Raw genomic sequence first — 17,713 nt, 5'->3', positions numbered from 1 at the left:
CCATGTCCGCCGCGTCCGGCCCCTCTCCGTCCACCGCCGCACCCGCGCAGAAAGCCACGGGATCCTGGCAGTTCTGGATCGATCGTGGCGGCACCTTCACCGACATCGTCGCCCGCGCGCCCGACGGGGCGGTGATGACCCACAAGGTGCTGTCGGAGAACCCCGAGCAGTACAAGGACGCCGCCCTGAAGGGCATCCGCGACCTGCTGGGCGTGGGCAAGGACGACTCCATCCCCGCCGACGACGTGGAAGCGGTGAAGATGGGCACGACCGTCGCCACCAATGCGCTGCTGGAGCGCAAGGGCGACCGCACCCTGCTGGTCACCACCAGGGGCTTCGCCGATGCCTTGCGGATCGGCTATCAGGCCCGCCCGCGCCTGTTCGACCGCAACATCATCCTGCCCGACATGCTGTTCGAACAAGTGGCCGAGATCGACGAGCGGGTACGCGCCGACGGCACGGTGGAAACGCCGCTGGACCTGGAGCAGGCCGAGTCGGCCATGCAGGCCGCATATGACAGCGGCATCCGCGCCTGCGCCGTCGTCTTCATGCACGGCTACCGCTACACCAGCCACGAGAAGCAGGTCGCCGACCTGGCGCGGCGCATCGGCTTCACGCAGGTCTCCGTCAGCCACGAGGCGAGCCCGCTGATGAAGCTGGTCGGGCGCGGCGACACCACGGTGGTGGATGCCTACCTCTCGCCCATCCTGCGCCGCTACGTGGACCAGGTGGCCGGCGACCTGGGCGACACCCGGCTGATGTTCATGCAGTCCAACGGCGGGCTGACCGACGCGCGGCTGTTCCAGGGCAAGGACGCCATCCTGTCGGGACCTGCCGGCGGCGTGGTCGGCATGGTGCGGACCTGCGCCATGGGCGGCTTCGAGCGGATCATCGGCTTCGACATGGGCGGCACATCCACCGACGTGTCCCACTACGACGGCGCCTATGAGCGCAGCTTCGAGTCGGTGGTGGCCGGAGCCCGCATCCGCGCGCCGATGATGAGCATTCACACGGTCGCGGCCGGCGGCGGCTCGGTGCTGTTCTTCGACGGCAGCCGCTTCCGCGTGGGGCCGGACAGCGCGGGCGCCAACCCGGGCCCCGCCTGCTATCGCCGGGGCGGGCCGCTGGCGGTGACGGACTGCAACGTCATGCTGGGCAAGATCCAGCCCGCCTTCTTCCCCAAGGTCTTCGGCGCATCCGCCGACGAGCCGCTCGACGCCGCCGTGGTGCGCGAGAAGTTCACCGCCCTGGCCGCCGAGATCAAGGACAAGCTCGGCCAGGACCGCACGCCCGAGGAGGTCGCGGAGGGCTTCCTTAAGATCGCGGTCGAAAACATGGCGAACGCCATCAAGAAGATTTCCGTCCAGCGCGGCTACGACGTCTCCGAGTACACGCTGGCGTGCTTCGGCGGCGCCGGCGGGCAGCATGCCTGCCTTGTCGCGGACACGCTCGGCATGAACTCGGTCTTCATCCACCCCTACGCCGGCGTCCTGTCGGCCTACGGCATGGGGCTGGCGGACCTGCGGGCCATGCGGGAACGGTCGCTGGAGGTGAAGCTGTCGGACGCCGCCATGGCCGATATCGACGGCACCCACCACGAGCTTGAGGCCGAGGCGCGCAAGGAACTGCACGCGCAAGGCGTGAAGGACAGCCAGATCACCGGCATCCGCCGCGTCCACCTGCGCTACGAGGGCACCGACACCCCCATCGTGGTGGAGGCCGCCGACAAGGCCGGCCTCATCGCCGCCTTCGAGGAAACCCACCGTCAGCAGTTCGGCTTCGTCATCCAGGGCCGCGGCTTCATCGTCGAGGCGTGCAGCGTGGAGGCCGTCGGCGCCACGGAACAGGCGGAAGACCCGTTCATCGAGCGCCCCGCCGACGCGCCGGAGACGCCCGAACCGGCAGAGACGGTGAAGCTCTACTCCGGCGGGGAATGGCACGACGCGCCCGTCTACGACCGCGAGCGCCTGTTCCCCGGCGACACGGTGAAGGGCCCGGCCATCGTCATCGAAAGCACCGCCACCACCGTTCTGGAACCCGGCTGGGCGGCGGAACTGAACACGCGCAATCACCTGGTGCTCAACCGCGTGGAGGCCCGGCCCTCGCGCGTCTCCATCGGCACCACCGCCGATCCCGTGATGCTGGAGATTTTCAACAACCTGTTCATGTCCATCGCCGAGCAAATGGGCGCCACGCTTGCCAACACGGCGTATTCCGTGAACATCAAGGAGCGGCTGGATTTCTCCTGCGCCATCTTCGACGCGGGCGGCAATCTGGTCGCCAACGCGCCGCACATGCCCGTCCATCTGGGCTCCATGGGCGAATCCGTGCGCACCGTCATCCGCGAGAACGGGCATGAGCTGAAGCCCGGCGACGTCTACGTGCTGAACGCGCCGTACAACGGCGGCACCCACCTGCCCGACGTCACCGTCATCACGCCGGTGTTCGACGAGGCGGGGTCGGAAATCCTGTTCTACGTCGCCAGCCGCGGCCACCAGGCCGACATCGGCGGCATCACGCCGGGCTCCATGCCGCCCGACTCGACCACCGTGGACGAGGAAGGCGTGCTGCTCGACAACCTGAAACTGGTGGAGGACGGGCGCTTCCTGGAAGACGAGATCGTCAAGGTCCTGTCGTCCGGCACCTATCCCGCCCGCAACCCGCACCAGAACGTCGCCGACCTGCGTGCCCAGGTGGCCGCCAACGAGAAGGGCGGCCAGGAACTCCGCAAGATGGTGGAGCACTTCGGGCTGGATGTCGTGAAGGCCTACATGGGCCACGTCCAGGACAACGCCGAGGAAAGCGTGCGCCGCGTCATCGGCAACCTCAAGAGCGGCGATTTCTCCTACGAGATGGACGACGGCTCGGTCATCAAGGTCAGCATCTCCGTCGACACGGAAAACCGCCGCGCCACGGTCGATTTCACGGGCACGTCCGACCAGCGCCCCAACAACTTCAATGCGCCGTCCTCCGTGTGCCGGGCCGCCGTGCTGTACGTCTTCCGCACGCTGGTCGACGACGACATCCCCATGAACGAGGGGTGCCTGAAGCCCATCGAGCTGATTATCCCCGAAGCCTCCATGCTCAACCCGGTCTACCCGGCCGCCGTGGTCGCCGGCAACGTGGAGACCAGCCAGGTGGTCGTGGACACGCTGTATGGCGCACTGCGGGTGATGGGTGCGAGCCAGGGCACCATGAACAACCTCACCTTCGGCAACGAGACCTACCAGTACTACGAAACCATCTGCGGCGGTGCCGGCGCCGGGCCGGACCACGACGGCTGCTCGGCGGTCCACACCCACATGACCAACAGCCGCCTGACGGACCCGGAGGTGCTGGAGTGGCGCTTCCCGGTGCTGCTGGAAAGCTTCGCCATCCGCCGGGGCTCCGGTGGTGCGGGCAGGCACAGGGGCGGCGACGGCACCGTGCGCCGGCTGCGCTTCCTGGAGGGCATGACGGCCGCCATCCTGTCCAACCACCGCCGCATCGCCCCCTACGGCATGGCGGGCGGCGAGCCCGGCGCCGTCGGCCGCACGGCGGTGGAGCGCCGCGACGGTTCGGTCGAGGAACTGGGCTCCACCGACCAGACGGAGATGCACCCCGGCGACGTCATCGTGGTGGAAACGCCCGGCGGCGGCGGCTTCGGCACGGCCTGAGGGGACCGCGCATGACGCTCCGCCTGGACCACATCGCCATCGGCGCCGCTTCGCTTGAGGACGGCATCCGCTGGGTGGAGGACCGCCTTGGCGTGCCTCTGTCCGGCGGCGGCGCGCACCCCCGCATGGGCACGCACAACCGGCTTCTGAAGCTGGGCCAGCGCCTGTACCTGGAGGTCATCGCCATCGACCCGGACGCCCCGGCGCCCGACCGCCGCCGCTGGTTCGGCCTGGATGATCCGGCGGTCCAGGCGCGGCTGGCAGAGCGCCCGCGCCTGCTGGCCTGGATCGCGCGCAGCAACGACATCGACGCGACCCTCGCCCAGGGGCACGGGGGCATGGGCGTGGTCGAGCCCATGAGCCGGGGCGACCTGGAGTGGCGCATCACGGTGCGGCCGGACGGCGCGCCGCCGGCGGGCGGGGTGCTGCCGCTGCTCATCCAGTGGCCGCAGGACCTTCACCCGGCCGACGGCCTGGCCGAAAGCGGCTGCCGGCTGGAGCGCCTGACGCTCCGCCACCCGTCGCCCGAGCGCATCCGCGATGGCCTGACGGCCCTGGAGTTCGTCGCCGGCCCTGCCGCCGTGGTGGTGACGCCGGACGACGCGCCGGGCCTGGTGGCCGATATCCGCACGCCGCGCGGCCGCACCGTCATCATCGACAGCTGACCGCAGCCGCCAGACAGCAAGGGGAGAGATCATGAGCAACCAGCACAAGGACGACGCCGCGACGGCCGGCCCGGACGACCCGACCGCGCCGCCCAAGCCGCGCCGCATCGTTTCGTCGGAACATCTGGTCAGCGAGCGGGCGGCCGAGTTGTCGGAGTTCGAGTTCGGCCTGATCGTCAGCTTCCACGCCTTTTCCCGCTGGATGGTCCGCTGCATGCAGGCCGTCGGGCTGGAGGACGTGAACGCGCTGGACGTCCTGGTGCTGCACACCTGCAACCACAAGAAGAGGGAAAAGCGCCTGGCCGACATCTGCTTCACCCTGAACGTGGAAGACACCCACACCGTCAGCTATTCCCTGAAAAAGCTTGAGAAGATGGAACTGGTGGAGCGCACCAAGCGCGGCAAGGAAGTATGGTTCACCACGACCGGGCGCGGCGCCTGGGTGTGCAGCGGCTACCGCCACGTGCGCGAGGACTGCCTGGTGACCACCTTCGAAAGCATGGGCCTGGACCCCAAGGACATCGGCGACCTGGCCGGCAAGCTCCGCGCCCTGTCCGGCCTCTACGGCCAGGCGGCGCGGGCGGCGACGGTGCTGTAGCGCCCTCCGCCTCAGACCCTTGTCTTATTGCGGCTATTCCGTTCCGCCCGTTGCCGAACCCTTTGGTCCCGGCTAGCATGAAGTCCTGACGTCACGGGTGCAGCACGGCATTGGGGGGCCGCTCGCCATGGACAGCGTGAACAGCGCCGCGCCGGCCCGCGGGCCGCAGCGCCGGCGCCCATGGGTGGCCGCCGCCCTGGCCATGGCGCTGACGGCGCTTGCGCTCCTGGGCGTGGAGCGGCTGGTCGCGGCCTCCACCGAGGCCGCGGAGCACGCCGCCGTGCTGGATCGCGCCGCAACGCTGCGCGCGCGGCTGGAGCAGGTCGTCAACCGCAACGTCCTGCTGCTGCGCGGCCTGACGGCGCACATGTCCCACTATCCCGAAACCAGCGAGGCCGAGTTCACCCGCCTCGCCCGCGCCCTGATCACCGACGGCCCGCAGATCCGCAACCTTGCGTTCGCGCGCGGCACGACGCTGGCCTACGCCTATCCCAAGGAGCCCAACGCCGCCACCATCGGCATCAACATTGCGGCGCTGCCGGAGCAGCGGGACGCGGTGCTGCGCGCCATCGACGCCCGCGACGTGGTGGTCGCCGGGCCCGTGCCGCTCATCCAGGGCGGCGAAGGGCTGATCGGGCGCATGCCGGTGTTCCTGTCGCCATCGGACGCCCCTCCCGCCAGCGGCCCCTTCGTCGGGCTGGTGTCCATGGCCATGGACTCCCGCGGGCTGTGGCGCGATGCCGGCCTGCTCGATCCCGAGTTGCCCCTGCGCGTCGCCCTGCGCGGGCGTGACGCCACGGGCGCGGCCGGCGACCTGTTCTTCGGCGATGCCGAGGTCTTCCGCAGCGATCCGGTGCTGCTGGACGTCTTGCTCGCCGGTCAGGGCACATGGCAGTTGGCCGCCTTGCCCGCAGGCGGCTGGTCGGGCGGCGGCGCCGTGCTGTGGATCGTCCGCGCCCTTGCCCTCGCCCTGGTGGTGACAGCGGGAGTGCTGGCCCGGCTGCTGACGGCCCGGGCCGAGGAGCGCCGCCGGGTGGAAACCGCCCTGCGCCGCACCGCCACGGTCGACCTGGAAACCGGCGTCGACAACCGCCGACGCTTCGAGGACGCGGGCGCCGCCGAGATGGCCCGCTGCCGCCGCTTCGGCCACCAGCTCACGGTCCTGGCGATCCGCCTGACCGACGCCGACGCCCTGGACGCCCGCCACGGCGCCGGCGCCGCCGCCGCCGTGCGCCGCGCCGTGGCGGCCCAGGCACGGGGATCGCTGCGCATGATCGACACCGTGGCCCGCGTCTCCCCCGACGTCTTCGCCGTGCTGCTGCCGGAAACCGAGCCGCTGGACGCCGCCGTGGCGGGGCGGCGGCTGATCCATCACATTGACCTGACGGGGGTGCCGTGGCGTGACCAGACGGTGGTGCCGCGCATCGACATCGCGGTCACCCGCCTGCGCCGCGAGGACGGCGGCATCGTCGACACCCTGGAGCGCGCCCTGGCACGGCTTCCCGGCGGCCCGGCGGAAGAAGCCCCGCCCGGCCGCGCCGCTCCGCCGGCGGCCGTCGCCTAGTGGTGGAAGTGCCGCGCGTGGTATCATCATTCCCCGATCATGGCGCCGCCCGTCTTCCAAGGACCCTGTCATCATGACCCGCCTTCCCGACGCCCTGACGGCGGTTGCCGCGGCCCTGCTGGCCGCCGGCGGCGCCGCGTTGGCCGTGGCGCCCCTGGAGTGGACGCCGCAGGCCATGGGCGCGGCCGCCTTGGCCGGCGCCGGCGGCGGTCTACTGGTTGTGGCGGCGATCAACGCGGCCCGTCTCGGCCGGCGGCAGCGGCGGCTGCTGGACGGCCAGCCCGACGCGGTGCTGGCCGTCGACGCCGACGGCCGCCTCACCGCCGCCAACGCCACCGCCGAGACCCTGTTCGGCCGCCGCCTGTCCGCCGGAACGCCGCTCGCCCACCTGCTGCCCGAGGCCGCCGAAGGCACCCCGGCGGCGGGCCTGGGCACCGCGCGCAACGGGGTGCGCGAGGTGCGGGGGCGCACGGCCGACGGGCGGGCGCTCGTCCTGGAACTGGCGGCGGCCGCGGACGGCAGGGGCGGCGCCGTCCTGTCCCTGCGCGACGGCAGCGCCCGCCGTGCCGCCGACGATGCCCTGCGCCGCCAGTCCCGCGAGATGGAGCGCAACACCCGGCTGCTGCGCGAGATCGAGCACCTCGCCCACATCGGCTGCTACGACTTTTATCCCGCCACCGACGAGGCCCAGTGGTCGCGCGAGCTGGAGCGCATTTTCGGCCTGGACCCGGCGGAGCCCGGCGTGACGCGCGGACTGGACGCCTTCCTGTCGCGCGTCCACCCCGACGATTTGCCCGACGTGCTCTCCGACGCCCAGGACCAGAGCTGGAAGGAGCGCGAGCGCGTCTTCCGCATCATCCGCGACGACGGCTCGGTCCGCCATGTGTTCTCCAAGGGCTACCGCGAGTTCGGGCCCGACGGACGGGTGACGCGCCTGTTCGGCATCGACCAGGACATCACCGACTACATCCGCGCCGAAGCCGCCGTCCGCGAAAGCGAGGAAACCCTGCGCCGCATTTTCGACGCCGCGCCGGTGCCCATGACGGTGGTCTCGGAAGAAGGCCGGCCGCTTGCCGCCAACCGCCGGGCGCTGGCCCTGTTCGGCGTGGCGGAGGAAGAATTGCCGCGGGTGGAGGCGCGGGACTTCTATGTCGATCCCGGCGACCGCCACCGCCTGCTGGACACCCTGCGCCGCGATGGCCGCGTGCCCGGCATGGACGCGGAACTGCGCACCCGCGACGGCCGGCGGCTTTGGGTGGAGCTGTCGGCGGCCATGGTGTCGTACCAGGGCCAGCCGGCGATCCTGTCGGGCTTCATCGACATCGACGCCCGCAAGCGCGCCGCCGAGGCGCTCAAGGCCGGCATGGACGGCCTGCGCCGGCTGGTGGAGGCGGTGCCGCTGCCCATGATGGTCGGGCGGCTGTCCGACGGCCGCATCCTGCACATCAATCCCGAGGCCGCCGCCCTGCTGGACGTGGCGCCGGAGCACGCGGTCGGGCTGGGGTCGGTGGGCTTCTTCCACGACCCCGAGGACTTCGACCGCGCCATCGGCATCCTGCGCCGTCACCGCCGCCTGGACAACCACGAGGTCCGGATACGCAACGCCCCCGACGGGTCGGAACGGTGGGCGGTGATCGCCGGTGTCGCCGTGGAGTACGAGGGCGAGGATGCCGCCATGTGCACCGCCACCGACATCACCAGCCGCCACCGCGCGCAGGAAATGCTCGCCAGCGCCAAGGCCCAGGCCGAGGCCGTGGCGCGCGCCAAGTCGGACTTCCTGGCGGTGATGAGCCACGAGATCCGCACCCCCATGAACGGCATCCTGGGCATGGTGCAGCTTCTTGGCGGCACGCGCCTGTCCAAGACGCAGGCCGGTTACGTCGAAACCATCCAGCGGTCGGGCGACAGCCTGGTGCGGCTGGTGGACGACGTGATGGACCTGAGCCGCATCGAGTCCGGCTCGGTCACCGTCGCCGCCGAGACCTTCGATCCCCGCGCCCTGCTCGACGCCCTGGCGGAACTGATGCGGCCGTCGGCCATCGCCAAGGGGCTGGCGCTGGATGTGGCCGTGTCCGACGGCGTGCCGGAGCGACTGGTCGGCGATCCGGCACGCATCAAGCAGGTTCTGTTCCACCTGTTGTCCAACGCCGTGAAGGTCACCGGGCGCGGCAGCATCCGGCTGCGGCTGCGGCCTGTCGGCGCGGCCCCGGAAGGCGGCCTGCGGGTGCAATTCGCCGTCGACGACAGCGGCCCGGGCATCCCGCCCGCCACAAAGGAAAAGCTGTTCGAACAGTTCGCCGTCGGCGATGCCTCGCGCTCGCGCGCCCACGGCGGAGCGGGGCTGGGCCTCGCCATCTGCAAGGGCCTGGTGGAGGCCATGGGCGGGCGCATCGGCTTCGAGACCACGCCCGGCGAAGGCTCCACCTTCTGGTTCAACCTGGACCTGGCCGACGCCGAGGACGCCGCCGCCTCCCCCCGCCCGCCGGAACGTCCCGGCGCCGCCCCGGCCTGGCGTCCGGCCGATGCGGGCGGCGCTGCGCTGCGGGTGCTGCTGGTGGAGGACGAGAAGGTCAACCGCATGCTGGCGGCCGAGCTTCTGCGCCGTGACGGCCACAAGGTCAAGGCGGTGGACAGCGGCCTGGACGGCGTCGCGGCGGCGGCGGAAGGGTCGCATGACGTGGTGCTCATGGACCTGCACATGCCGGGCATCGACGGCACCGAGGCCATCCGCCGCATCCGGGCCCTGCCCGAGTCGGAGCGCGCCGGGGTGCCCATCGTCGTTCTGTCGGCCGACGTCACCGACGCCAGCCAGCGCGCCGCCCGCGAGGCGGGGGCCGATGCCGTCCTCGGCAAGCCCTTCAAGCTGGACCTGCTCAAGCGCGTCATCACCGACCTTTTGCGCGAGCGGGCCGCCGCTGCCGACGCCGCCATGCCGCCGGCGGCCGCGTCGGCGGAGGAGGCCGGGCCGGACGCAGCGGTGCCGGCGGCCTCGTCCGCCCGCGGCACTCCGGCTCCGGACCCGACGCTGGTGCCGCCGGGATCGCTGGTGGTGCGGCAGTGGAACGAACTGGGGCCGACGGCCGTGCGCGGGCTGGTGGAGCTGTTCCGCGACACCACGCCGCCCCGGCTGGACGCGCTGGAAGCGGCGCTCGATGCCGGCGACACCGATGCCGCCGCCGAGGAGGCCCATGCGCTGAAGGGCGCGGCGGGCGTTTTGGGGCTGACGCCGGTGCATGCCCTGTTCAGCGAGATGGAGTCCGACGCCCAGTGCGGCGATGCCGACGCGGTGCGCCAGACGCTGCCGCGCGCCCGCGACCTCCACACGCGCACCATGGCGGCGCTCGCGGTCGTCATGGCGCCCGAGGACGCCGACGCCTCGGGCTGAGAACGCCGCTCAGTCCGCGCCCTTCTCCGCAATCTTCAGCATCGGGCGAGCCTCGGCGTGGCCCGCTTCGGCGGCGGCGCGCAGATGACGGGCGGCGGCGCGGCGCTGGTCGGGCGGCGTGGTCTCAAGCCCCTGCCCCCGGTTGGTGAGCAACAGGACGCCCAGGTTGAAGTGCGCGTCCGCATCGCCCGTCTCGGCGGCCTTGCGGAACCAGCGTTCCGCCGCCTCCAGGTCGCGCGGCAGACCGGACGCCCCGCCTTCGTGCGCGACACCCAGCGACACCATGGCGCGCGTATCGCCCGCCTCCGCCGCCCGTCGCGTCCATTCCAGCGCGGCGGCGCGGTCGGCGGGGGTGCCTTGGCCCTGCTCGAACAGGTTGGCGAGATTGACCATGGCCGTCGTGTTACCCTTGGCCGCCAGGGCCTCCCACAGCGACCGGGCGGTGTCGTAGTCGCCCATCTTGTAGGCGGCATAGGCCTCAAGGCCCGCCACCGCCTGACGGCTGGCGGTGTCCTCGGCGGCGAAATCGTCCGCCAGACCGGGGGCGGCGGCCAGCATCAAGGCGATCAGCGGCAGGGTGAGGCAAGGGCGCATGGCGCGGGCTCCGGCAAAGGGGGAGCCGACCACGCTACGCCCGCCGCGCCGCTGCCGTCCATGGCACCTTGGGCGCAGACGCGCCGCCGGCGGCGGACATCATCGCGTCCTCGGGACCGCGCGACGGGCTGATCCTACTCCGCTGCCGGCGTCTCCTCGGACGCCGCACCCCGCCGACCCCGTACCGTCAGGCGGCGCAGGTGCCCGGCCTCGGCCACCACGCGCTGAAGGCTGACGTCGCTGACCTGGGTGTAGATCTGGGTGGTGGCGATGCTCTGGTGGCCCAGCAGCTTCTGCACGAAGCGGATGTCCACGCCGGCCTCCAGCAGTTGCGTCGCCGCCGTGTGGCGCAGCATGTGGGGCGTCACCCGCCGATCCATCCCCGCCGCCTGGGCCGCCGCCCGCAACCGCTGGCGAATGCCCTGCGGCGCCAGGCCGTGGCCGTGGTCGTCCACCAGAAGCACGTCCGTCATCACGCTGCGCCGGTCGCGAAAGGCGATGTAACGCTCCAGAAGCTTGCGCACGCCGGCGTCGGTGACGAACACCCGGCGTTCGCGACTGCCCTTGCCGTGGATGCGGATGACGCCGTCGGCCAGGCGGATGTCGGGCAGCCGCACCGCCGCAAGTTCCCCCACCCGCACGCCGGTGGACAGCATGAGCAGGATGGCGAGCCGCACCGTCATGCGCCCGAAATCGGCCCGCCCCAGCAGGCGGCAGCGCGGACTGTCGAGAAGCTGGCGCACCTCCGCCCGCGACAGGTCGCGCGGCAGCCGGCACGGCAGGCGCACGGTCACCGGCGCGCGGTGGAAGGGGGAAACGTCGACCACCTCGTCGGCTTCCAGCCAGCGGAACAGCGCCTTCAGGCAGGCCAGCCGGCGCTTCACGGTCGCCGCCCTCAGGCCCCGCGCCGAGCCAAGGTGAGCCACATAGTCGCGGATGGTCGCGCGCGTCCACCATCCCACCGCCGCATCCGGGCCGCAGAAGGCGCGGGCCTCCGCCAAGTCCTGCTGATAGGCGCGCAGCGTGTGGTCCGACAGGCCCTTCACAGCGCGGCAGTAGGCGAGGAAGGCGCGGCAGGCGTCTTCGAAGGTCATTGGCGGCCTCACCTCGGTGGACTGGAAACGGTATCCGACCACCCCTTACAATGGTAAGACGCAAAATAAAACATACTTGAAGTTTATACTGCTGAACGCTGCCCGTCGCACCTGCCGCCGCGAAAGGGTCCTCGGGCCGGACGCCGGACGCCGGACGCCGGCATGGCGCTAGAGGCGCTTGAGCAACTCTGCCTTCTTGGCCTGGAACTCCTGCTCGCTGAGGATGCCCTTGGCCTTGAGGTCCGCCAAGCGCTCGATCTTGGCGAAGATGTCTTCGTCGCCGGACGCCGGGGCGGCCTCTGTCCGGCGCACCGGCTCGGGGGCCGCGCCGACACTGCGGCCATCGCCGCCAGCGCCGCCGGAGACCACCGGCAGATCCTCCAGCCGCACCGTGCCGTGCTGGCTGGTGAAGGTGGCCGAGCCGCCGCCGCCGCCCTGCTGCTGGCCGAAGCCGGTGATGACGTGGTCGCCCGTGTCGTAGACCGTCACCCGGCCGCCGCGCTCCACGGCCAGGCGCCGGTGCGCCGGGAACAGGGCGTAGCGCAGATCGTTCTGCGATCCGGCGGAGGACGGCTGGCCCAGTTCCTGCCGCCACCACCCGCCGCCCGCACCGCCCGCACCGCCCGTCGCGACGCTCCAGGCCGGCGGCTCCACCAGGGTCGCGGCGCGCAGGCGCGCCGACAGGTCCTGGCACAGGGCGTCGACGCGGGCCTTGAGCGCATTGTTGAACATGTCCCCGATCATCACCATGCCGCCCTGGGCCCACTGCACCATGCCCCCCAGTTCGGGGTGGCTGAACTGGGCCAGCGTGCCCTGCCCGGCCGCCAGCGCCCGCAACGCGGCGGCCGCCGCGTCCTGGCTGACGCCGTGGCGGTCGGCGGCCTCGGCCACCGCCCGGCGGCCGTCCGGGGTAAGGTCCCGCATGTCCTGCATGATCCGGCCTCGCTGTCTGGAGTGGATGGGATGGAAGGAACGGGTGCCGCCTCGACGTCCTCAAGAACGCGGCGGCCCGGCCCTTCGTTGAAGCGGGAAAGTCAATCGGAGGCACGCGCCATGCAGACCAAGACCATCGCCGTCGACGGCATTCCCATGCGCTGGCTGGAGGACGGCGCCGGCGACGGCCTGCCGGTGGTGATGATCCACGGCATCCCCACCGGCCCGGCTCTGTGGCGCGAGGTCATGCCGCGCGTCACCGGCGGCCGCTGCCTGGCCTGGGAGATGGTCGGCTACGGCGGGTCCATGGACGCCGGGCGCGACCGCGACATCTCCGTCGCCGCGCAGGCCGGCTACCTGCTGGACTGGATGGACGAACTGGCCATCGGCCGGGCCATCCTTTGCGGTCACGACCTGGGCGGCGGCGTGGCGCAGATCGCCGCCGTCCGCCGCCCCGAAGCCTGCGCCGGGCTGCTGCTGACCAACTCCATCTGCTACGACAGCTGGCCCATTCCCAGCGTCAAGAGCATGCGCGCCATGGGCGGGGCGCTGGAGCACGTACCCGACGGCATGCTCAAGCCCATGCTCGCCATGTTCTACAAGCGCGGCCACGATGACGACGAGGCCGCCCGAGCGGCGCTGGAGGCGCATTGGCCGCACTATCATGAACACGACGGCGCGGCGGCTTTCGTGCGCCAGATGAAGGCCCTGAACGTGGAGGACACCAAGGCCGTCGCGGACCGGCTTCCGACGCTGAAGGTGCCGGCGCGGGTGGTGTGGGGCGATGACGACCAGTTCCAGAAACTGGCCTACGGCGAGCGTCTGGCCCGCGACCTGGACGCGCCGCTGCGCCACATCCCCGGCGGCAAGCACTTCACGCCCGAGGACCACCCCGACGTCCTTGCCGAGGAGTTGAACGCCCTGATCGCCGAGGTTCATCGCGCCGACGAACCGTGACCGCTTGGCCCGCGCAGCGGCGGCGGCCTATGCTGGCGGCCGCCTTTCGTCAACCCAGGAGACCTTGCGTGAACACGCCCGAGACGCCCGACACCGACCCCGTCCTCTACGCCCAGGACGGTGCCGTCGTCACCCTGACGCTGAACCAGCCGGAGACGCGCAACGCCATCACCGACGTGGCGCTGGTGGACGCCTTCGTCGCCGCCTGCGACCGCATCCGGGTGGACGAGAGCGTGCGCTGCGTCATCATCACCGGCGCCGGCAAGGCCTTCAGCTCGGGCGGCAACGTCAAGCACATGCGCGACAAACAGGGCACCTTCGGGGGCTCGCCGGCGCGCATCCGCGAGAACTACCGGCGCGGCATCCAGCGCATTCCCCGCGCGCTGTACGACCTGGACGTGCCGACCATCGCCGCCGTCAACGGCCCGGCCTACGGCGCGGGATGCGACCTGACGCTGATGTGCGACATCCGCATCGCCGCCGAGGAAGCGGTGTTCGCCGAGAACTTCGTGAAGGTGGGCATCATTCCGGGCGACGGCGGGGCATGGCTGCTGCCGCGCGCCGTCGGAGCCTCGCGCGCCGCCGAGATGGCCTTCACCGGCGATCCGGTGGATGCGCGAACGGCCCTGGCGTGGGGCCTGGTCTCGCGCGTGGTGCCGGCGCCCGAGCTTCTGCCGGCGGCGCGCGCCCTGGCCGATCGCATCGCCGTCAACCCGCCGCACGCCCTGCGCATGACCAAGCGCCTGATGCGCGAAGGCCAGCACACGCGCCTGGACACGCTGTTGGAGATGTCGGCGGCCTTCCAGGGCACCGCCCACCACACCGCCGACCACGACGAGGCCGTGGCGGCCATCCTGGAAAAGCGCGCGCCAAGCTTCCGGGGGGACTGATACGAGTCGATGATTGCAATCATCGGCGCCGCGGTGTGCGCGCTTCCGCGCACGCCTTCGGCTCCAAGCGCCACGCAGGCTCACGCGCCATCAGGCGCGGCGGCCAGTCGGCCTTGCCGGACGACACGTGTACGATTTCCGGCGTCGTCCGGTATAAGAGCCCAACCCGAAATCCAGCGGCTGAGGGTGGGCGAGGGATTTTTTGGCTCGGTCAGGCGCCAAACGCAATCGATGCCGGCGGCATCGGCGAGGATTGGCAACGCAGCCGGGCGACAAAAGCTCCGTCCAGCCGACCCGCCGGAGTTTCGGGTTGGGCTCTAAGAAAACGGGCCGCGGGAGATATGCTCCCGCGGCCCGTTCCAATAATCATCCGCCCGAATGGGAGGATCAGTCGCCGATCTCGCCCACCGCCGACTGCAGGTAGTTCTGGATGCCGACCTTGTCGATCAGGCCAATGTTGGTTTCCAGATAGTCGATGAACTCTTCCGCATCGTCCAGGAAGTCCACCAGCATGGCGCGGCTGACGAAGTCCTGCTCCTTCTCGCACTTGGCGATGGCCTCGACCAGCACCTCGCGATAGCCGGACTCGGCCTTCAGGTCGTTCTTCAGGACTTCCGGCACGTTCTCGCCGATGTACAGCTTGCCCAGGTCCTGCAGGTTGGGCAGGCCTTCCAGGAACAGGATGCGCTGGATCGCCTTGTCGGCGTGCTTCATGGCCTTGATGGAGGCCTTGTAGGTGCGCTCGTCCAGTTCGTGGTAGCCCCAGTTCCGGTGCATGCGGGCATGCAGGAAGTACTGGTTGATGTTGGTGAGCTGCACCTTGAGGACGGCGTTCAGCTCCTTGTTGATTCCCTTGTCGCCCTTCATTCCGAAACACTCCCGTCCATCTGGCTCTGCAGGTAGTTCTGGATACCCATGGCGTCGATCAGGCGGAGCTGCTGCTCCAGCCAGTAGACGTGGTCTTCCTCGGTGTCGTCGAGCAGGCCGAGCAGCGTGTCGCGGGTGACGTAATCCCGCTTCTCCTCGGCCAGCGCCATGACGCGGCGCAGTTCGGAAACGACCTTCATTTCCATGTCCAGGTCGGCCTTGAACATGCCCGGCACGTCGGCGGCGATGGTCGGCGTCTGGCGGGTGCCCAGGTCCGGCGTGCCGCCCAGGAACAGGATGCGGCGGATCAGCTTCTGCGCGTGCTCCAGCTCTTCTTCCTGCTCGTGCTTGATGCGCTCGTACAGGCGGAAGAAGCCCATGTCCTCGTAGACGTGGGCATGGACGAAATACTGGTCTGCGGCAAGCATCTCGTAGGCCAGAAGACCGTTCAACTCGGCAATAATCGTGGGGTCGCCCCGCATCGGTGCGCTCCTCTTTTGAATCTTTCAAAGAAGGTAAGGACGGTACCAGCGAAGTCGCCGCCAGGCAAGCGCATAAAAATAAAAATACTATAAAGACACGAAAAGCATAATGAAATTCATTCTCAATAAAGTATTCGCTGAATAACCGGTCGGAGCCTAGACCTCTGCCCGGCCCGGCCCGGCGCCCCGCCCGGAGCGCCGCCGCGGCGCCTCACCGCCGCAACGGCCGCGCGGACCTGCCGGTCAGGCCGTAGCGGGTTCGCACGTCATCGTTCCGCCGCACCCGGCCGTGCGCCGCCGCAGCCCCCATCCCCTGCGGCGCCAGCACCGGGTAGGCCGTCGCGGTGATGTGGGAATTGATCCGGCGCAGGTCGCGCAGCAGGTCGAGGTGGATGGCGCTGGTCTCGATGGTTTCGGCATAGCCCATCTGCAGACGCTCGAGGTGGGCGTGGGTCGCCCGCACCTCCTCGTCCCGGAAGGCCCGCTTGTCGTCGAGCAGTTGCTCGGCCAGGTCCTGGTCGTTGGAGGCGAAGATGTTCAGCGCCAGTTGCAGGTTCTCGGTCAGGCGGTCGTGCAGCAGCGCGATCTCGCGCTCGCCCGCGTCCGAGAAGGTCAGATGCCGCTTCGCCTTGCGGCTCGCCAGGTCCATCAGGTTGTTGTCGATGATGTCGCCGATGTGCTCCAGGTTCGTCACGAAGCTGAACACGGTCATGCAGCGCTGGCTCTGCTCGCCGGTCAGGGGTTGGCGGCTGATTTCGGTCAGATAGAACTTGATCGCCTCGTTCAGGGAATCGACATCGTCGTCCATGCGCTGGATCGCCTTGATCCGGGCGGTGTCGCCGCTCCTCAGCGCCTCGATACTGCCGTCGAGCATGGCGAAGACGATGTCGCCCATGCGCAGGGCCTCGCGCGTTGCGCTGTTCAGCGCCTGCGCGGCGCTCCGCCCCCGGTCGTCGCGCAGGTACAAGGGCTGCCCGTGCGCCAGAGGGTCCTCCACCACCGCAGGCGGCGCCAGACGCCCGGCCAGACGGGCGGCGGCGCCGGTCAGCGGCAGGAAGGCCACCGCCAGGGCAACGTTGAACAGCGTGTGGGCATGCACGATCTGGCGCCCGGCGTCCGCCTCCAGCGATGCCATCCAGGGCGCCAGCACGCCCAGGAACGGCAGCACGGCCAACACGCCGACGATGCGGAAGACCAGGTTGCCCAGGGGCACGCGCCGGGCCTCGCGCGCGTCGCCCAGCGTGGCGATGAGGGCCGGTAGCGGGCCGCCCAGATTGACGCCCAGCAGCAGCAGGAAGCCGACTTCCACGGGCATGTCGCCGGCGCGGGCCAGCGTGACCAGCAACAGCACCATGGCAAGGCTGGAATGGCTGACCAGCGTCAGCAGCGCGCCCAGCAGAAGGGCCAGCAGCGGCTCGTCCCCCAGCGCCAGGATCACCTGCTGCATGACCGGCGACTGCCGGATGGGCGCCGCGCCCGCCCCGATCAACTGAAGCGCCACCAGCATGAGCCCGAGACCCAGCAGGATGCGCCCGGTATTGCGCCCCGCCTTGGTGGACTGGGCCTTGAACACGATCAGGCCGGCCAGGGCCAGCAGCGGCCCGAGCACCCCGAGGTCGAGGCTGAGAACCTGCGCCACCAGCGTGGTCCCGACGTCCGCCCCCAGCGCCGCCGCCAGCCCGGCCGCCACGGTCATCATGCCGCGCGACGCAAAGCCGGACACCAGCAGCACGACCGCCGTGCTCGACTGCAGCAGGAGCGTGAAGCCGAGGCCGGAGAGCAGGGCGGAGATGCGGTTGCCGGTCGCCCTGCCGAGGACGGTCCGCAACTCTCCGCCCAGGGCCCTCGTCGCGCCGGTGCCGACCATGCGCAAGCCCCAGAGCAGGAGCGCCACGCCGCCCAGAACGGTGATCAAGCCTTCGGTGCCAGAACCCACCGGGTCGAATGCTCCATGTCCAGAATTGACGGGACCGACGGCGGCCGGCAGGGCCGGCCCGCGGCCGCAGGCGCCAGGATTTGACGACTATC

The 17,713-nt window shown here is 70.6% G+C and carries 13 protein-coding genes; 7 read left to right on the top strand and 6 right to left on the bottom strand.

Features of this window, described 5'->3' with window-relative positions; all coding sequences use genetic code 11:
- The first annotated feature begins 2 nt into the window (after positions 1–2).
- The 5 genes from LG334_RS04905 to LG334_RS04885 all read left to right on the top strand — a co-directional run bounded on the left by LG334_RS04905 (position 3) and on the right by LG334_RS04885 (position 9,868).
- On the top strand, positions 3–3,656 hold the full coding sequence (locus LG334_RS04905; protein ID WP_404383854.1) for a hydantoinase B/oxoprolinase family protein: 3,654 nt from the start codon (positions 3–5) through the stop codon (positions 3,654–3,656).
- A gap of 11 nt (positions 3,657–3,667) precedes the next feature.
- On the top strand, positions 3,668–4,321 hold the full coding sequence (locus LG334_RS04900) for a VOC family protein (protein ID WP_404383852.1): 654 nt from the start codon (positions 3,668–3,670) through the stop codon (positions 4,319–4,321).
- Between the two features lie 31 nt (positions 4,322–4,352).
- A complete protein-coding gene (locus LG334_RS04895) occupies positions 4,353–4,919 on the top strand; it encodes a winged helix DNA-binding protein (protein ID WP_404383850.1) in 567 nt (188 codons plus the stop codon).
- 127 nt (positions 4,920–5,046) lie between these two features.
- Positions 5,047–6,483, top strand: coding sequence for a CHASE domain-containing protein (locus LG334_RS04890; RefSeq protein WP_404383848.1), 1,437 nt, complete (start codon positions 5,047–5,049; stop codon positions 6,481–6,483).
- Positions 6,484–6,556: 73 nt separating this feature from the next.
- Positions 6,557–9,868: a PAS domain S-box protein gene (locus tag LG334_RS04885; RefSeq protein WP_404383846.1), complete on the top strand. Its 3,312-nt coding sequence runs from the start codon at positions 6,557–6,559 to the stop codon at positions 9,866–9,868.
- Between the two features lie 9 nt (positions 9,869–9,877).
- On the opposite strand, the gene LG334_RS04880 is transcribed toward LG334_RS04885, so the two are convergent.
- The 3 genes from LG334_RS04880 to LG334_RS04870 all read right to left on the bottom strand — a co-directional run bounded on the left by LG334_RS04880 (position 9,878) and on the right by LG334_RS04870 (position 12,480).
- The gene (locus LG334_RS04880; RefSeq protein ID WP_404383844.1) at positions 9,878–10,462 is read right to left on the bottom strand and encodes a tetratricopeptide repeat protein; all 585 of its coding nucleotides are present in this window, start codon (positions 10,460–10,462) and stop codon (positions 9,878–9,880) included.
- 134 nt (positions 10,463–10,596) lie between these two features.
- Positions 10,597–11,556, bottom strand: coding sequence for a tyrosine-type recombinase/integrase (locus LG334_RS04875; protein ID WP_404383842.1), 960 nt, complete (start codon positions 11,554–11,556; stop codon positions 10,597–10,599).
- Between the two features lie 168 nt (positions 11,557–11,724).
- Positions 11,725–12,480, bottom strand: a complete 756-nt coding sequence (locus tag LG334_RS04870; protein WP_404383840.1) for an SHOCT domain-containing protein — start codon at positions 12,478–12,480, stop codon at positions 11,725–11,727.
- 129 nt (positions 12,481–12,609) lie between these two features.
- Between LG334_RS04870 and LG334_RS04865 the strand changes: the two genes are divergently transcribed.
- Positions 12,610–13,446, top strand: a complete 837-nt coding sequence (locus LG334_RS04865; RefSeq protein WP_404383838.1) for an alpha/beta fold hydrolase — start codon at positions 12,610–12,612, stop codon at positions 13,444–13,446.
- A 68-nt stretch (positions 13,447–13,514) separates the two neighbouring features.
- Positions 13,515–14,336 (top strand): crotonase/enoyl-CoA hydratase family protein, encoded by an 822-nt coding sequence (locus tag LG334_RS04860; RefSeq protein ID WP_404383836.1) that lies wholly within the window; start codon positions 13,515–13,517, stop codon positions 14,334–14,336.
- A 387-nt stretch (positions 14,337–14,723) separates the two neighbouring features.
- Here LG334_RS04860 and bfr (LG334_RS04855) read toward each other — a convergent pair whose 3' ends face one another.
- The 3 genes from bfr (LG334_RS04855) to LG334_RS04845 all read right to left on the bottom strand — a co-directional run bounded on the left by bfr (LG334_RS04855) (position 14,724) and on the right by LG334_RS04845 (position 17,621).
- On the bottom strand, positions 14,724–15,203 hold the full coding sequence (bfr, locus tag LG334_RS04855; protein WP_404383834.1) for a bacterioferritin: 480 nt from the start codon (positions 15,201–15,203) through the stop codon (positions 14,724–14,726).
- Positions 15,200–15,685, bottom strand: coding sequence for a bacterioferritin (gene bfr / locus LG334_RS04850; protein ID WP_404383832.1), 486 nt, complete (start codon positions 15,683–15,685; stop codon positions 15,200–15,202). Before bfr (LG334_RS04850) ends, bfr (LG334_RS04855) begins: the two co-directional genes overlap by 4 nt.
- 211 nt (positions 15,686–15,896) lie before the next feature.
- The gene (locus tag LG334_RS04845; protein WP_404383830.1) at positions 15,897–17,621 is read right to left on the bottom strand and encodes a Na/Pi cotransporter family protein; all 1,725 of its coding nucleotides are present in this window, start codon (positions 17,619–17,621) and stop codon (positions 15,897–15,899) included.
- Positions 17,622–17,713: the final 92 nt, after the last annotated feature.

The sequence above is a fragment of the Caenispirillum salinarum genome (assembly GCF_044803115.1).
In the GTDB taxonomy this organism is placed as follows: Bacteria; Pseudomonadota; Alphaproteobacteria; order Rhodospirillales; family Rhodospirillaceae; genus Caenispirillum; species Caenispirillum salinarum_A.
This window is presented reverse-complemented; position numbering and strand designations above follow the sequence as displayed.

What these genes read in the sequence shown, in the direction of transcription:
- LG334_RS04905 (WP_404383854.1), top strand. Translation starts at nt 3, where the DNA reads ATGTCCGCCGCGTCCGGCCCCTCTCCGTCCACCGCCGCACCCGCGCAG.
- LG334_RS04900 (WP_404383852.1), top strand. Translation starts at nt 3,668, where the DNA reads ATGACGCTCCGCCTGGACCACATCGCCATCGGCGCCGCTTCGCTTGAG.
- LG334_RS04895 (WP_404383850.1), top strand. Translation starts at nt 4,353, where the DNA reads ATGAGCAACCAGCACAAGGACGACGCCGCGACGGCCGGCCCGGACGAC.
- LG334_RS04890 (WP_404383848.1), top strand. Translation starts at nt 5,047, where the DNA reads ATGGACAGCGTGAACAGCGCCGCGCCGGCCCGCGGGCCGCAGCGCCGG.
- LG334_RS04885 (WP_404383846.1), top strand. Translation starts at nt 6,557, where the DNA reads ATGACCCGCCTTCCCGACGCCCTGACGGCGGTTGCCGCGGCCCTGCTG.
- LG334_RS04880 (WP_404383844.1), bottom strand. Translation starts at nt 10,462, where the DNA reads ATGCGCCCTTGCCTCACCCTGCCGCTGATCGCCTTGATGCTGGCCGCC.
- LG334_RS04875 (WP_404383842.1), bottom strand. Translation starts at nt 11,556, where the DNA reads ATGACCTTCGAAGACGCCTGCCGCGCCTTCCTCGCCTACTGCCGCGCT.
- LG334_RS04870 (WP_404383840.1), bottom strand. Translation starts at nt 12,480, where the DNA reads ATGCGGGACCTTACCCCGGACGGCCGCCGGGCGGTGGCCGAGGCCGCC.
- LG334_RS04865 (WP_404383838.1), top strand. Translation starts at nt 12,610, where the DNA reads ATGCAGACCAAGACCATCGCCGTCGACGGCATTCCCATGCGCTGGCTG.
- bfr (WP_404383834.1), bottom strand. Translation starts at nt 15,203, where the DNA reads ATGAAGGGCGACAAGGGAATCAACAAGGAGCTGAACGCCGTCCTCAAG.
- bfr (WP_404383832.1), bottom strand. Translation starts at nt 15,685, where the DNA reads ATGCGGGGCGACCCCACGATTATTGCCGAGTTGAACGGTCTTCTGGCC.